General features: G+C 74.7%; 12 protein-coding genes. 11 read left to right on the forward strand and 1 reads right to left on the reverse strand.

Annotated features, from left to right (window positions below; genetic code table 11):
• Positions 1-125 precede the first annotated feature (125 nt).
• The 4 genes from HLV61_RS06875 to HLV61_RS06890 are packed head-to-tail and all read left to right on the forward strand — an operon-like array spanning position 126 to position 4217.
• Entirely contained in the window at positions 126-1280 is a 1155-nt protein-coding gene (locus tag HLV61_RS06875; RefSeq protein WP_369253646.1) for an ABC transporter substrate-binding protein, read from the forward strand.
• Positions 1256-2191: an ABC transporter permease gene (locus HLV61_RS06880; RefSeq protein ID WP_369253647.1), complete on the forward strand. Its 936-nt coding sequence runs from the start codon at positions 1256-1258 to the stop codon at positions 2189-2191. The genes HLV61_RS06875 and HLV61_RS06880 overlap by 25 nt, the downstream gene beginning before the upstream one ends.
• Positions 2188-3081 carry an ABC transporter permease gene (locus tag HLV61_RS06885; RefSeq protein WP_369253648.1) on the forward strand — a complete coding sequence of 298 codons (894 nt, stop codon included), beginning with the start codon at positions 2188-2190 and terminating at the stop codon, positions 3079-3081. The genes HLV61_RS06880 and HLV61_RS06885 overlap by 4 nt, the downstream gene beginning before the upstream one ends.
• Entirely contained in the window at positions 3078-4217 is a 1140-nt protein-coding gene (locus HLV61_RS06890; protein ID WP_369253649.1) for an ABC transporter ATP-binding protein, read from the forward strand. Before HLV61_RS06885 ends, HLV61_RS06890 begins: the two co-directional genes overlap by 4 nt.
• Here the strand turns inward: HLV61_RS06890 and HLV61_RS06895 are convergent.
• On the reverse strand, positions 4207-6321 hold the full coding sequence (locus tag HLV61_RS06895) for a protein kinase domain-containing protein (RefSeq protein WP_369253650.1): 2115 nt from the start codon (positions 6319-6321) through the stop codon (positions 4207-4209). The two genes, HLV61_RS06890 and HLV61_RS06895, sit on opposite strands and share 11 nt — an antisense overlap.
• Positions 6322-6527: 206 nt before the next feature.
• On the opposite strand from HLV61_RS06895, the gene HLV61_RS06900 reads away from it, so the two are divergent.
• From HLV61_RS06900 to HLV61_RS06930, 7 genes are all read left to right on the forward strand, one after another.
• Positions 6528-7646: a PLP-dependent cysteine synthase family protein gene (locus HLV61_RS06900; protein WP_369253651.1), complete on the forward strand. Its 1119-nt coding sequence runs from the start codon at positions 6528-6530 to the stop codon at positions 7644-7646.
• 117 nt (positions 7647-7763) lie between these two features.
• Positions 7764-8543, forward strand: a complete 780-nt coding sequence (locus HLV61_RS06905; RefSeq protein ID WP_369253652.1) for an electron transfer flavoprotein subunit beta/FixA family protein — start codon at positions 7764-7766, stop codon at positions 8541-8543.
• Between the two features lie 40 nt (positions 8544-8583).
• Positions 8584-9546: an electron transfer flavoprotein subunit alpha/FixB family protein gene (locus HLV61_RS06910; protein WP_369253653.1), complete on the forward strand. Its 963-nt coding sequence runs from the start codon at positions 8584-8586 to the stop codon at positions 9544-9546.
• Between the two features lie 120 nt (positions 9547-9666).
• Complete coding sequence (locus HLV61_RS06915; protein ID WP_369253654.1) at positions 9667-10866, forward strand: cysteine desulfurase family protein; 1200 nt, start codon at positions 9667-9669, stop codon at positions 10864-10866.
• Positions 10866-11933: a tRNA 2-thiouridine(34) synthase MnmA gene (mnmA, locus tag HLV61_RS06920; protein WP_369253655.1), complete on the forward strand. Its 1068-nt coding sequence runs from the start codon at positions 10866-10868 to the stop codon at positions 11931-11933. Before HLV61_RS06915 ends, mnmA begins: the two co-directional genes overlap by 1 nt.
• A 162-nt stretch (positions 11934-12095) precedes the next feature.
• On the forward strand, positions 12096-13982 hold the full coding sequence (locus HLV61_RS06925) for a bifunctional metallophosphatase/5'-nucleotidase (RefSeq protein WP_369253656.1): 1887 nt from the start codon (positions 12096-12098) through the stop codon (positions 13980-13982).
• Positions 13983-14028: 46 nt separating this feature from the next.
• Positions 14029-15051, forward strand: coding sequence for a methionine synthase (locus HLV61_RS06930; protein WP_369253657.1), 1023 nt, complete (start codon positions 14029-14031; stop codon positions 15049-15051).
• Positions 15052-15085 lie beyond the last annotated feature (34 nt).

A 15085-nucleotide genomic window follows, 5' to 3' on the forward strand; every position in this document is an offset into this window, starting at 1 on the left:
CCCCGGGACCTCGACGTCGCCTCCTGTTCCCGCGACCGTCACCGGATCCGGCCCTCGGGACGGTCCGGTTCTGTCACCATCCGCAGGGCCTGTCGGCCGAACTGCCCCGCCCCCCTGGAGGACCCGTGCGATCCACCCCCACCCTGAGGACCGCGACCGTGCTGGCGGCCGCGACCCTCGTGCTGACCGCCTGTGGCGGCGGCAGCGACGACGGCGGCTCGGCAGGAGGGGGAGGAGGCTCCGAGGCGGCGAGCGCCCGCTCGGCCGAGGACCTCGGCGGCATGGACGCCCTCGTCGAGGCCGCGCAGGCCGAGGGTGAGCTCAACGTCATCGCGCTGCCGCCGGACTGGGCGAACTACGGCGAGATCATCTCCACCTTCGAGGAGGAGTACGGGATCACCGTCAACAGCGCCTCGCCCGACGGGTCCAGCCAGGACGAGCTCAACGCCGTCGAGAGCCAGCGCGGCCAGGACCGCGCTCCCGACGTCCTCGACCTCGGCACCGCCTTCGCCCGCCAGGCCCAGGCCCAGGACTTCCTGGCGCCCTACCAGGTGGAGACCTGGGACGAGATCCCCGAGGGCCAGAAGGACCCCGAGGGCCACTGGTACAACGACTACGGCGGCTACATCTCCATCGGCTGCAACGCCACGGTGATCGCCGAGTGCCCGACCAGCTTCGAGGCCCTGCTCGACCCGCAGTACGCCGGCCAGGTCGCGCTCAACGGCAACCCGACGCAGGCCGCGGCCGCGTTCTCCGGCGTCTGGGCCGCCTCGCTGGCCAACGGCGGCAGCCTCGACGACATCGGCCCGGGCATCGACTTCTTCGCCCAGGTCAAGGAGGTCGGGAACTTCAACCCGGTCGAGATCACCCCGGCGACCATCCAGAGCGGCGAGACCCCGCTGGCCATCGACTGGGACTACCTCAACGCCGGGCTGACCCCGACGCTGGCCGAGCAGGGCGTCGACTGGCAGGTCAACGTCCCCTCCGACGGCCTGTTCGGCGGCTACTACAGCCAGGCGATCAGCGCCTACGCCCCGCACCCGGCCGCCGCGCGGCTGTGGCAGGAGTTCCTCTACAGCGACCGCGGCCAGAACCTGTACCTGGCCGGCGGCGCCCGCCCGGTCCGGCTGCCCGCCATGCAGGAGGCCGGGACCGCCGACGCCGACGCGCTGGCCGCCCTGCCGCCGGTCGAGGGGACCGCGGACTTCCCGACGCAGGAGCAGGAGAGCGCCGCCCAGCAGGTGGTCGCCACCCGGTGGAACCAGGAGATCTCCGGCTGAGCACCACGTCTGCCCCCGCCGCGCCGGCGTCCCGCACGGGACGCCGGCGCGGCGGTCCGCTGTCCGCGCTGGGGCCGGTCCTGGGGATCGTCCCGTTCCTGCTCTACGTCGCGGTCTTCCTCCTGCTGCCGGTCGGCGTGCTGGCGGTGGAGGCCTTCCGCGCCACCGACCCGGTCACCTTCGACGAGACCTGGTCGACGGGGAACATCGGCACGGTCACCGGCGGCGCCTACGCCCGCGCCTACCTCGGCAGCCTGCAGCTCTCGGCCATCACCGCGGTGCTCAGCGCGGTCCTCGGCCTGGCCCTGGCCTTCGCCGTCGTCACCACCCGGCGCGGCCGGCTGCTGCGCCGGCTGGTGCTCACCGCCTCCGGTGTCCTGGCCAACTTCGGCGGCGTGCCGCTGGCCTTCGCCTTCCTGGCGACCATCGGCACCGCCGGCGTGGTCACCCCCGTGCTCACCGGCACGCTGGGTCTCGACGGCTTCCGGCTGGCCTCGATGGCCGGCCTGGCGGTGGTCTACCTGTACTTCCTGGTCCCGCTCATGGTGCTGACCATCGTCCCGGCGGTCGAGGCGCTGCGGCCGCAGTGGCGGGAGGCCTCCGACGTCCTCGGCGCCAGCGGCTGGCAGTACTGGCGGTACGTCGGCGGGCCGGTGCTCGCCCCGCCGGTCCTCGGCGCCACGATGCTGCTGTTCGCCTCCGCCTTCGCCGCCTACGCCACGGCCCGGGCGCTGGTGGGCAGCAGCGTGCCGCTGGTGACGCTGCAGATCGCCGACTCGCTGTCGAGCAACGTCGTCGTCGGCGCCGAGAACCTGGGCAAGGCGCTGGCGCTCGGGATGGTCGTCCTCGTGGGCCTGGTCATGGTGTTCTACACGTGGGTCCAGCGGCGCACGTCGCGGTGGCTGTCGTGAGCGCGACGACGGCCGGCCTGTCCACCGCCGGCGTCGCCGGGGCCGGCGGCGTCGCGCCGGAGACGCCGGTGCGGCCGGCCCGCCGCGGTCGCGGGGTGTGGCGGTGGGCGGTGTTCGCCGTCCTCGGCCTGTACTTCCTGGTGCCGCTGGCGGCCTCGGTGTGGTTCACCGTCCGCAGCCGCGACGGCGTCACCACCGACGCGTACACGAGCATCCCGACCGCCGAGGGGTTCGCCGAGAACTTCGGCCGCTCGCTGGCCATGGGCCTGCTGACCGTGCTCATCGCGCTGCTGCTCATGGTGCCCACCGTGGTGCTGGTGGAGCTGCGGCTGCCCCGGCTGCGCCCCCTGGTGGAGCTGCTCACGCTCGTCCCGCTGCTGCTCCCGCCGATCGCGCTGGTGGTGGGCGTGCGCAGCGTGCTCGCCTGGGCGCCCGAGTACTTCCTCGGGACCCCGCTGGCCGAGGCGTTCTTCGCCCTCCAGGAGCCGGCGCTGCCGTGGATCCTGGTGCTCGTCTACGTCGTCCTGGCGCTGCCGTTCGTCTACCGCGCGCTGGACGCCGGCGTCCGCGGGGCGCAGCTGCGCACGCTGACCGAGGCCGCGCGGGTGCTCGGCGCCTCCTGGCCACGGGTGATGCTCTCGGTGGTGCTGCCGGTGCTGCGGACGTCGGTGCTCAACGCCGCCTTCCTCACCGTCGCCCTGGTGCTGGGGGAGTTCACCGTGGCGAACATCCTCGGCTTCGAGACCTTCCCCACCTGGATCGTGCGCATCGCCGGCTCGCAGCCCCGGCTGTCGGTCGCCGTCTCGGTGCTGTCCCTGCTCCTGACCTGGGCACTGCTGCTGCTGATCTCCGCGCTGGACCGCCGGCGCCGCGAGGAGGACCCCGCATGACCGCCGCTCCCGAGCCGGGGACCGTGGCCGCCGGGGTGCCCGGCCCGGCCCCGGGCCGCGCCGCCGCGCCCGCCGACCTGCGCGAGCAGCCGCCGGTCGCCGTCCGCCTGGAGGGGCTGACCCGCCGCTACGGCGGGGTGCTCGCCCTCGACGGGCTCGACCTCGACGTCGCCGGCGGGGAGTTCCTCGCGCTGCTCGGACCGTCGGGCTGCGGCAAGACGACGGCGCTGCGCGCCATCGCCGGCTTCGAGGTCCCCGACGCCGGCCGGGTGTGGTTCGACCGCCGCGACGTCACGTCGGTGCCGCCGAGCAGGCGCGACGTCGGCATGGTGTTCCAGGCCTACAGCCTGTTCCCGAACATGACCGTCGCCGAGAACGTCGCCTTCGGGCTGCGGGTGCGCCGCCGGGACAAGGCCGAGCGGGCCGGGCGGGCCGCGGAGCTGCTCGAGCTGGTCGGGCTCGCCGACCGCGGACAGCGCTATCCGCACCAGCTCTCCGGCGGCCAGCAGCAGCGGGTCGCACTGGCCCGCGCGCTGGCCGTGGCGCCGCAGGTGCTGCTGCTCGACGAGCCGCTGTCGGCGCTCGACGCGCAGGTGCGGGTGCAGCTGCGCGACGAGATCCGCCGCATCCAGCTCGAGCTGGGCATCACCACGGTCTTCGTCACGCACGACCAGGCCGAGGCGCTGTCGGTGGCCGACCGGGTCGGCGTCATGCGGGCCGGCCGGCTGGAGCAGGTGGCCTCGCCCGACGACCTCTACGAGCGCCCGGCGACGGCGTTCGTGGCCGGCTTCGTCGGCACGATGAACCGCATCCCCGCGGTGCTCGGCGACGGCGACGTCGAGTTCCTCGGCGTCCGGCGCGAGGTGCTCGGCTCGGCGCCCACGGCTGGGCCGGCGTTCGCGCTGGTGCGGCCGGAGGCCCTGGAGGTCGAGGCCGACCCGCGCGGTCACGGCCGGGTGGTGACCCGGACGTTCTCCGGCGCCGTCACGCGGCTGACCGTCGCGCTGCCCGACGGCGTCGAGGTGCGGGCCGACGTCCCCAGCGCCGGCAGCCAGGGCCTCACGCCCGGGACGCCGGTCACCGTCACCCCCGCCGAGCGCCCCGCTCTCGTCGAGCCGGCCGACGTCACGCCGTGAGCTGGTAGACGACGACCGTCGCGCTGTACAGGTTCGTCACGTAGGCCCGCCGTCCGTCGGGGGACACCGCGACGCTGGTGGGGCCGTCGCCGGTGACCGGGGCCGCGGTCACCCGGAGGGTCTGGGCGTCGACCACCGACATCGTGTCCCCGTCCACGTCGGCGGTGTAGAACCGCCGGCCGTCCGGCGCCCACGTGACGTCCTGGGGCCGCGCGCCCACGCCACCGCTGCCCACCGTCGTGTTCGTGGCGGTGTCGACGAGGAACGCCTCGCTGCTGTCGAAGGCCACCACCGCGACCCGGCTGCCGTCCGGTGAGATGGCGACGCTGTGGGGCGCGACCCCCGCGGGGATCTCCTGCACCACCCGGCCGCGGTCGGTCAGGTCCAGCACGGAGAGCACGCCGGACTCGTGGTTGGCGGTGTAGGCGCGCCCGCCGTCGGCGGAGACGGCGATCCAGTGCGGGTTCTCCGGCACGGTGTACGAGTCCACTGCCTCGCCGGTGGTGGTGTCCACCACCTGGACGCGGCCCTCGTTGTGGAGGGGGACGTAGAGCCACCGGCCGTCCGGGGAGGTCGCCGGTGCGTACGGGCGCAGCCCCACCTCGATGGTCTGCAGCACCTCGTTGGTCGTCGTGTCGACGACGACGACGGCGTGCACGCTGTTCGGGTCGTCGTACACCGTCACGTAGGCCCGGCTGCCGTCCGGCGAGAACGTGATGAACTGCGGGGGACCCGCCGGGATCGGGATCTGCGACGAACTGCTCTGCGAGGTCAGGTCGAGGACGCTGACGAACCCCTGCGCCCGGTGGGCGATGTAGGCGTAGCGGCCGTCGGGTGCGATGGCCATGAAGCCCGGCGTCGGCGGCACGGGGATGGGGTCGCCGAGCTGCGTCGGCACCGCGAGGCTGACCGGCGGGGGTGTCTCCGACGCGGGCGGTGGGGCGGTCCCCTCGGGCGCGAGGGTGCTCTCCGGCGAGCTGGACGGCGTGCCGGCCGCGTCCGCGCCCCCGTCGTCGTCGCGGGACCACAGGAGGACCCCGAGCCCGGCGGCGACCAGGACGAGCACGAGCGCGGTGGCCAGCGCGATCCGCCGGCGGCGGGGGCGCGGGGACCGTCCCGGGACGCCGGGCGGGGGCGGGACCGTGGGCAGCTGCTGCACGGAGCTGTGCGCGCCGTCGCCGGAGCGCACGCCCAGCACGGTCGGCGGGGCCGCGGGGGTCCTCGCCGGCTCGGTGGTCCGGTCCGGCGGGGTCGCGGCGGTCCCGGACGTCCCGCCCGGTGGAACCGCCGGCTCCAGGGCCTGGCGGGCGGCGTCGATCAGCGCGCGCGGTGTCGGGTAGCGGTCCTCGGGGCGCTTGGCCATGCCCCGGGCGATCACCGCGTCCAGGGCCGGGGGCACCGCCGCGACCAGTTCGCTGGGCCGGGGCGGGTCCACGTACAGGTGGGCGTAGAGCAGCGCCGGCAGGTCCTCGCCCCGGAACGGGCGGCGTCCGGTCAGGCACTGGGCGAGGACGCAGGCGAGGGAGTAGACGTCCACCCGACCGTCGATCGGCTGGTCGGTGAAGCGCTCGGGCGCCATGTAGTCCAGGGTCCCGACCGTCGCGCCGGTGATCGTCAGCGACGTCCGGGTGCTGCCGACGGACCGGGCGATGCCGAAGTCGACGACGTAGACGAAGTCGGCCGGCGTCACCAGGACGTTGCTCGGCTTGACGTCCCGGTGCACCAGGTGGTCGGCGTGCGCCGCCTCGAGCGCGTCGGCGACCTGCGAGAGCAGCGCCACCGTCCGTGCCGGCGCCAGGGGCCCCTCCGCGAGCAGGGCGCCGAGGTCGCGGCCGTCGACCAGCCGCATGTCGATGAACAGGCGGCCGTCGATCTCGCCGTAGTCGTGGATCGGGATGACGTGCGGCTCGCGCAGCCGCGCGGCGACGTGCGACTCCCGCCGGAAACGGCTGGCGAACTCCGGGTCGCCGTTGAGGTTCTCCGGCAGGAGCTTGAGGGCGACCAGGCGCTCGCGGCGGGTGTCCCGCGCCCGCCAGACCTCGCCCATCCCGCCGACGCCGAGGACCTCCTCGAGGAGGTAGGGGCCGAACTCTCGCGGACACATGGCAGCTCCTCGGCCGGCCTGCGGATCGCGAGCCGGCCGGACAGACGTGGATGGCGCCGGGAGGGTAGGCAGCGCGGTGTCCGCGTGGCCCGGCCGCCGGCCGCACGGCTGCCCGGCCGCGCGTCCCGCCGCCGCGTCCCGCCGCGACGCAGTCTCACGGCGACGCAGCGTGCGCGGCCGCCCGGGGCGTGCACCAGGATGGCCCGGTGAGCGAGTCCCGGGTCCCCGACGAGGTCACCGACGTCGACCGGTCCGACCGTGCCGGGCGGGCGTGGGTGGAGCGGGCGATCGCCGCCGTCGAGGCCGACGGCGTGCGCAGCGCCGACACGCACCTGCTCGTGTACCCGCTGCCGCCGGAGTGGGGCGTCGACCTCTACCTCAAGGACGAGTCGACGCACCCGACCGGCAGCCTCAAGCACCGGCTGGCCCGCTCGCTGTTCCTGCACGCGCTGTGCTCGGGCTGGATCACCGAGGGCAGCACCGTCGTCGAGGCCTCCAGCGGGTCGACGGCGGTCAGCGAGGCCTACTTCGCCCGGATGCTCGGCCTGCCCTTCGTGGCGGTGATGCCGGCCTCGACCAGCCCGGAGAAGGTCGCGCTCATCGAGTTCCACGGCGGGCGCTGTGCCTTCGTGGACAAGGCGCCGGAGATGTACGACGAGGCGCGCCGGCTGGCCGCCGAGACCGGCGGGCACTACCTCGACCAGTTCACCCACGCCGAGCGGGCCACCGACTGGCGCGGCAACAACACCATCGCCGAGTCGGTGTTCGAGCAGATGGCGCTGGAGCGCCACCCGGTGCCCGAGTGGGTCGTCGTCGGCGCGGGCACCGGCGGCACGAGCGCGACCTTCGGCCGCTACCTGCGCTACCGCCGGCACCCGACCCGGCTGGCCGTCGTCGACCCGGAGAACTCGGCCTTCTTCCCCGGCTGGGTGGAGGACGAGCCGGCCTGGACCACCGGCATGCCCTCGCGGATCGAGGGCATCGGCCGGCCGCGGGTGGAGCCGTCCTTCCTGCCGTCGGTGGTGGACCGGATGATCCGCGTGCCCGACGCCGCCTCCCTGGCGGCGGTGCGGCACCTGCAGCGGGCCACGGGCCGGCGGGCCGGCGGCTCGACGGGCACCAACCTGTGGGGCGCGTTCCGGCTGGTCGCCGAGATGGTCGCGGCCGGCCGCACCGGAAGCGTCGTCACCCTGCTCTGCGACGGCGGCGAGCGGTACGCGCACACCTACCACTCCGACGAGTGGGTGGCCGGGTGCGGCCTGGACCTGGCGCCCCCCACCGCGGTCCTGGAGGAGTTCGCCGCCACCGGACGCTGGACGGCGTGACCGGGTTCACCGGCACCCCGGCGCGGTGCGCCGTTACCCCGCAGTAACCTCCACTATCGGAGCCAGGCGGGCCGCGGCCCGCGTCCCCCATGACCGATCGCGGAGGTAGGTCTGGCGATGAACATCGTCGTTCTGGTCAAGCAGGTCCCCGACTCCGGCACCCAGCGTTCGCTGGACCCGTCGGACAACACCGTCGCCCGCGCAACCGCGGACAACGTCATCAACGAGATCGACGAGTACGCGATCGAGGAGGCACTGCAGGTCCGCGACCGCGAGGGCGGCGAGGTCACCATCCTCACCGTCGGTCCCGGCAGCGCCACCGACGCCATCCGCAAGGCCCTGTCCATGGGCGCGGACAGGGCGGTGCACGTGCAGGACGACGCCATCCACGGCTCCTGCGCGATCCAGACCTCGGCGGTCCTCGCCGCGGCGCTGCAGCAGATGGAGTACGACCTCGTCCTCACCGGCGCCACGTCGACCGACGGCCAGGTCGCGGTCATGCCGGCGCTGCTGAGCGAGCGACTGGGCATCCCGCAGCTGTCGGGGGCGCAGAAGATGACCGTGGAGGGCTCGACGGTGAAGGTCGAGCGGCAGACCGACGGCGGCTTCTGGGCCCTGGAGGCCCCGCTCCCGGCGATCGTGTCCACCTGGGACACGATCAACGAGCCGCGCTACCCCTCCTTCAAGGGGATCATGGCCGCCAAGAAGAAGCCGGTGGAGACCAAGTCGCTGGCCGACCTCGGGATCGACCCCTCCACCGTGGGCCTGGCCACGGCCACCAGCGCGGTCGTGGACTTCACCGGCCGCCCGCCGAAGGGCGAGGGCGTCAAGGTCACCGACGAGGGCAACGGCGCGCAGGAGCTCGTGGGCTTCCTCGCCGCCCAGAAGCTCGTCTGACCCGGCCCGGATCCGAAGCGAACAGGAGAGGCGAACAGTCATGGCAGAGGTCCTGGTCCTCGTCGAGCTGAACCCGGCCGACGGCACCGTCCGCAAGGGCACCCTCGAGGCGCTCACCGCCGCCCGTGCGCTGGGTGAGGTCTCGGCGGTCGTCGCCGGCGGCCCCGGCGTCGCCACCGGCACCCGCGAGCAGCTGGCCGAGTACGGCGCGGCGAAGGTCTACGTCGCCGAGTCCCCGGAGATCGACGAGTACCTCGTCGCCCCCAAGGCCGAGGTGCTGGCCCAGCTCGTGCAGCAGGCGTCGCCGGCCGCCGTCGTCATCCCGTCCTCCCCGGAGGGCCGCGAGGTCGCCGGCCGGCTGGCGCTCAAGACCGGCAGCGGCTTCCTCACCGACGTCACCGAGATCGCCGCCGACGGCACCGCCACCCAGGTGGTCTTCGCCGGCGCGCAGATCGTGCACTCCAAGGTCACGGTCGGGACGCCGATCTACACGCTGCGCGGCAACTCCGTGACCCCCGAGCCGGCTCCCGCCGCCGGCGAGGAGGTCCCGGTGCAGGTCAGCCTGTCCGAGCAGGCCAAGCAGACCCGCGTCGTCGACAAGGTCGTCGAGATGAAGAGCAACCGCCCGGAGCTGACCGAGGCCTCGATCGTCGTCTCCGGCGGCCGCGGTGTGGCCAGCGCCGAGAACTTCTCGATCATCGAGGGCCTGGCCGACTCCCTCGGCGCCGCCGTGGGTGCCTCGCGCGCCGCGGTCGACTCCGGCTTCTACCCGCACAGCTTCCAGGTCGGGCAGACCGGCAAGACCGTCTCGCCGCAGCTCTACATCGCCGTCGGCATCTCCGGTGCCATCCAGCACCGTGCCGGCATGCAGACCTCGAAGACCATCGTGGCCGTCAACAAGGACCCCGAGGCCCCGATCTTCGAGCTGGCCGACTTCGGCGTCGTCGGCGACCTCTTCCAGGTCGTGCCCGCCGCCACCGAGCAGATCGCCGCGCGGAAGTAGGCGCACCCACCTGCACCGCCTGACGGGCGCCGATCCCCCCGGGGGTCGGCGCCCGTCGGCGTGGGAGGGGGTCCCCGGCGTCCCCCGGTCGGGTCCGTCGTGCACGACTAACCTGGGCCGGTGACCTACCTCGACCACGCGGCCACCACGCCGGTGCTCCCCGAGGTCCTGGCCGCCATGACCGAGCAGTGGGGCCGGGTGGGCAACGCCTCGTCGCTGCACGCCGGCGGCCGCGCCGCGCGCCGGGCCGCCGAGCAGTCCCGCGAGCGGCTGGCCGAGGCGCTGGGTGCCCGCCCGTCGGAGGTGCTGTTCACCGGCGGCGGAACCGAGAGCGACAACCTGGCGGTCAAGGGCCTGTTCTGGGCGCGGCGGGAGGCCGACTCCCGCCGGCGGCGGCTGGTGGTGAGCCCGGCCGAGCACCACGCCGTCCTCGACAGCGCCGAGTGGCTGGCCAAGCACGAGGGCGCCGAGATCACCTGGCTGAGCCTGGAGTCCACCGGCCGCGTGACGCCCGACGCCCTCGCCGACGCCCTCGGCGACGGGTCCGACGTCGCGGTGGCCAGCGTGATGTGGGCCAACAACGAGATCGGCACGGTCAGCGACGTGGCAGCGCTGGCCGCCGTCGCGCACGCGGTCGGGGTGCCGCTGCACACCGACGCGGTGCAGGCCGTCGGCCAGGTGCCGGTCGACTTCACCGCCAGCGGCGTGGACGCGCTCACCATGACCGGGCACAAGCTCGGCGGCCCGATGGGCGCCGGGGCGCTGCTGCTGCGCCGCGACCTCGAGTGCACGCCGCTGCTGCACGGCGGCGGGCAGGAGCGCGACGTCCGCTCCGGCACCCTCGACGTGCCGGCCATCGTCGGCCTCGCCGTCGCGGCGACCACGGCCGTCACCTCCCGCGCGGAGCGCGCCGCCCGGCTGTCGGCGCTGCGCGACCGGCTGGTGGCGGGAGTGCTCGAGCAGGTGCCCGACGCGCAGCTCAACGGCGCACCGCTCGACGGCCTGCTCGACGGGACGGCTGCCGGCGGACCCGGACGGCTGCCGGGCAACGCGCACCTGTCCTTCCCGGGCGCCGAGGGCGACGCGCTGCTCATGCTGCTCGACGCCCGCGGCATCGAGTGCTCCACCGGCTCGGCCTGCAGCGCCGGCGTCGCGCGGCCCAGCCACGTGCTCACCGCGGTCGGCGCCGCGGCCGACCGGGCGCGCAGCTCGCTGCGGTTCAGCCTGGGGTCGACGAGCACCGACGACGACGTCGACGCCCTGCTGGCCGTCATCGCCCCCGTGGTCGAGCGCGCCCGCCGGGCCGGGAGGGGGCGCTAGTGCGCGTCCTCGCCGCCATGAGCGGGGGAGTGGACTCCGCGGTCGCCGCCGCCCTCGCCGTCGACGCCGGGCACGACGTCACCGGTGTCCACCTCGCGCTCTCGCCCGACCGGCAGACCCTGCGCAGCGGCGCCCGCGGCTGCTGCAGCGTCGAGGACGCCCACGACGCGCGCCGGGTCGCCGACGAGCTGGGCATCCCGTTCTACGTGTGGGACCTCGCCGAGCGGTTCACCGAGGACGTCGTCGACGACTTCGTGGCCGAGTACGCGGCCGGCCGCACCCCCAACCCGTGCCTGCGGTGCAACGAGCGCATCAAGTTCACCGCGGTGCTCGACCGGGCGCTGGCGCTCGGCTTCGACGCCGTCGTCACCGGCCACCACGCGCGGCTGGCCGACGGTCGGCTGCGGCGGTCGGTGGACGCGGCCAAGGACCAGTCCTACGTGCTGGGCGTGCTCACCGCCGAGCAGCTGGCCGGCGCGCGGTTCCCGCTCGGGTCGATGACCAAGGAGCGGGTGCGCGCGATCGCCGCCGAGCGCGGCTTCGCCGTCGCCACCAAGCCCGACTCGCACGACATCTGCTTCATCCCCGACGGCGACACCCGCGGGTTCCTGACCCGCCGCCTCGGCGTGCACCCGGGACCGGTCGTCGACGCCGCCACCGGCGCCACGGTCGGCACCCACGAGGGCACGCACGGCTTCACGGTGGGCCAGCGGCGCGGATTGGGCATCGCCGTCGGCGACCAGCGGCCGCGCTACGTCCTGGCCATCGAGCCGCTGACCCGCACGGTGACCGTGGGGACCGCCGACCTGGCGGGCGTCGCCGAGGTCCCTACGGCCCCACCCACCTGGACGGGGCCGGCACCGGAGCTCCCGCTGCGCGCCGAGGTGCAGCTGCGGGCGCACTCGGCCGCCGTCGCGTGCACGGTGACCGCCGGGGACGGCGGGGGACTGGTCATCGCCCTCGACGAGGCGCAGCGCGGCGTCGCCCCGGGGCAGTCGGCCGTCCTGTACGCGCCCGACCCGGTCCGCGGTGACCTGGTGCTCGGACAGGGGACCGTCGCCGGCTGACGGCGTGTCACCCAGACGTCACCTGACGGCTCTGGTGTCGGACTGGTTCGTCACCTAACGTGTCCGGCGAGCCACTCCCTGAGCACGGCTAGGTATCCCGGCTCACGATCTCGCTCCCGGCCACCGTCCCGGTGACCCGGCCGCACGTCCCCGGAGGACTCCTTGCGCAGAACGCGCCTCACCCTGGCCGCCGCCGTCGCGGTGGCCACCTCGGCCGGCCTGCTGGCCGTCCCGGTCGCCGCCCAGGCGGCACCGGGCAACGGCAACGGCGGCTTGCCGGTCCAGCTCATCGCGATGAACGACTTCCACGGCCGGATCAGCCCCCAGTCGGGCGGCGACGGCCAGCTGGTGACCTCGCCCGGTCCGGACGGCGACTACTCCACGACAGCGGACAACGTCACCGAGACCGTCGGCGGCGCAGCCGACATCGCCACCACCCTGGCCGAGCTCCGCCGCGGCTGGGGCGGTCCGCAGAAGAACACCTTCTTCGTCGGTGCCGGTGACCTGGTGAGCGCCTCGCCGTTCAACTCCAGCGTCTTCAAGGACGAGCCGACCATCGAGGTGCTCAACGCCCTGGGGCTGGACTTCTCCGCGGTGGGCAACCACGAGTTCGACCGTGGTCAGGAGGAGCTCTACCGGATCTCCGGTGCCACCGACGGTCAGTTCTCCGACGACGTCGCCGCGTGCGAGGGCGTCACGGTGGGGGTCGACGGGTGCTTCGGCGAAGGTGAGCACGCGTTCGAGGGCGCGCAGTTCCCGTACCTGGCCGCGAACGTGACCGACGAGGCGACCGGGGAGCCGATCCTCCCGCCGTACGAGGTCGTGCGGACCACCGGCAACAAGCAGGTCGGCCTGATCGGCGTCGTCACCGACGACACCCCGAACATCGTCGCCGCGGAGGGCATCGAGGGTCTGTCCTTCGGCGACGAGGCGGAGGCGGTCAACCACTACGCCGCCGAGCTGCAGGAGCAGGGCGTCGAGGCGATCGTCGTGATGGTCCACGAGGGCGGCACCCAGGGCACCGGCGGCGGCCTCGACCGCTGCGTCGGTGACATGGCCGGCACCCCGATCGGCGACATCAACGCCGCCGTCGACGCGTCGGTGGACGTCATCATCAGCGCGCACACCCACGTGCCCTACGACTGTGTGCTGCCCGACCCCGCCGGCGAGCCGCGGCTGGTCACCCAGGCCGGCTTCTACGGCAAGGCGCTGACCGACATCCAGTTCCGCCTGGGCAGTGACGGCGACGTCGTCCGCTCCACGGCGACCGCGACCAACGTCCCGGTGCTCCGCACCTCGCCCGACCCGGCGGTCCAGAGCATCGTCAGCTACTGGGAGGCTCGGGCTGCCGAGGCCGGCAACGTCCCCGTCGGCACCCAGACCGCCGACCTCGACCGTGCCTACCGGGCCGGTAGCACCGTCCGGGACGCCGAGTCGGCCCTCGGCAACCTGGTGGCCGACGCGCAGCTGGCGGCCTTCCCGGACGCCGACGTGGCGTTCATGAACCCCGGTGGCCTGCGGGCGGACATCAACTGTGCCTCCTCCGGCCCGGCCGACCCCTCGGGGACCGTCACCTTCGCCGAGACCTTCGCCGTGCAGCCGTTCAGCAACACGGTCAACACGGTGGAGCTGACCGGTGCGGGCATCGAGCAGGTCCTGGAGCAGCAGTGGGGCACGCGGAGTGGATCCGCGAGCTTCCTCCAGTTGTCGGTGGCGGGACTGACCTACGAGTTCGACCCGAACGCCGCGGTGGGGGACCGCATCGACCCCGCCTCCGTCCGCATCGGGGAGGCGCCGCTGGACCTGACGGCGACCTACACGGTCGTGGCCAACTCCTTCCTCATCGCCGGTGGCGACTCCTTCGGGGCGTTCGTGAGCGGACGTCCCGCGGGTGCCACCGTCACCACCGGGCCGAACGACGTCGACGCGTTCAACGCCTACCTGGCCGCGCAGACCGGAGCCGTCGCCCCGCCGCCGCTGGACCGGGCGGTCTCACTGGACCCGGCGCAGCGGTTCGACGACGACGGCACCGGCACGGGCGCCTGCTGAGGTCCGGACCGTCGTGAGTCACGGCGGCGGTACTACCGTCGCCGCCGTGGCCTCTCCGATCGACCGACCCGACACCGACCCGAGGCCGGCCCCCGCAGCGTGGGGGCCGGCCTCGGGCGTCGGGTCGGTGCCCGGCACCGACCCGGCCGAGGCGCTGCGGGTCGTGCTGGGCGAGCTGCCCGGCCTCCCGCACCTGCCCGAGCTGCCCGCGCGCGGGGCCGGCGCCGACCTGATCGGGCGCAGCGCCGCCCTCCTCGTCGACCTCGCCGTCGACCTCACCCCGGCCGGCTGGCGCCTCGTGCCACGCGCCGGCCGGGACCTGCGCCGCGCGCAGGAGTTCCTCGCCCGCGACCTCGACGCCCTGCACGACGTCGCCGGGCGCCACTACGGCCCGTTCAAGGTCCAGGCCGCCGGACCGTGGACGCTGGCGGCCGGCCTGGAGCGGCAACGCGGGGAGCGCGCCGTCGTCGACCCCGGCGCCCGCCGCGACCTCGCGCAGTCGCTCGCCGAGGGCATCGCCCAGCACGTCGCCGCCGTCGCCGCCCGCGTGCCCGGGGCGCAGGTCGTCGTCCAGCTCGACGAGCCGTCCCTGCCCGCGGTCCTGCAGGGCGGCCTGCCGACGGTGAGCGGGTTCGGCCGGCTGCCGGCCGTCGCCGCCCCCGACGTCGAGGCGGAGCTGGCTGCGGTCGTCGCCGCCGTGCCGGCACCCGTGGTCGTGCACTGCTGCGCCGACCGGGCGCCGCTGGACCTGCTGCGCGCCGCGGGCGCCGACGGGCTGTCGTTCGACCTGGGGCTGGTGCAGGACCTCGACGCGCTCGGCACCGCCGTCGACGCCGGCGTGCACCTGTTCCCCGGCGTCGTCCCCGGCACCGACGCCGTGCTGCCGGCGCCCAAGGCGACGGCCTCGCGGCTGCGGGCGTGGTGGCGCGAGCTCGGGTTCCCGGCCGACGAGCTGCACGAGGCGGTGACGCTCACCCCGGCCTGCGGGCTGGCCGGCGCGAGCCCGGCCCACGCGCGGGCCGCCATGACCCACGTGAGCGAGGCCGCGAGGTACCTCCTGCCGGAGTGACACCCCATCGGGGAAGGGCGGGTTCGGCGTCGTA

It is taken from the genome of Geodermatophilus amargosae (assembly GCF_041028265.1).
GTDB classification, from domain to species: Bacteria; Actinomycetota; Actinomycetes; order Mycobacteriales; family Geodermatophilaceae; genus Geodermatophilus; species Geodermatophilus amargosae_A.

Excerpts from the sequence above, each read along its gene's own strand:
- HLV61_RS06890 (WP_369253649.1), top strand. The coding sequence starts at position 3,078 with ATGACCGCCGCTCCCGAGCCGGGGACCGTGGCCGCCGGGGTGCCCGGC.
- HLV61_RS06895 (WP_369253650.1), bottom strand. The coding sequence starts at position 6,321 with ATGTGTCCGCGAGAGTTCGGCCCCTACCTCCTCGAGGAGGTCCTCGGC.
- HLV61_RS06905 (WP_369253652.1), top strand. The coding sequence starts at position 7,764 with ATGAACATCGTCGTTCTGGTCAAGCAGGTCCCCGACTCCGGCACCCAG.
- HLV61_RS06910 (WP_369253653.1), top strand. The coding sequence starts at position 8,584 with ATGGCAGAGGTCCTGGTCCTCGTCGAGCTGAACCCGGCCGACGGCACC.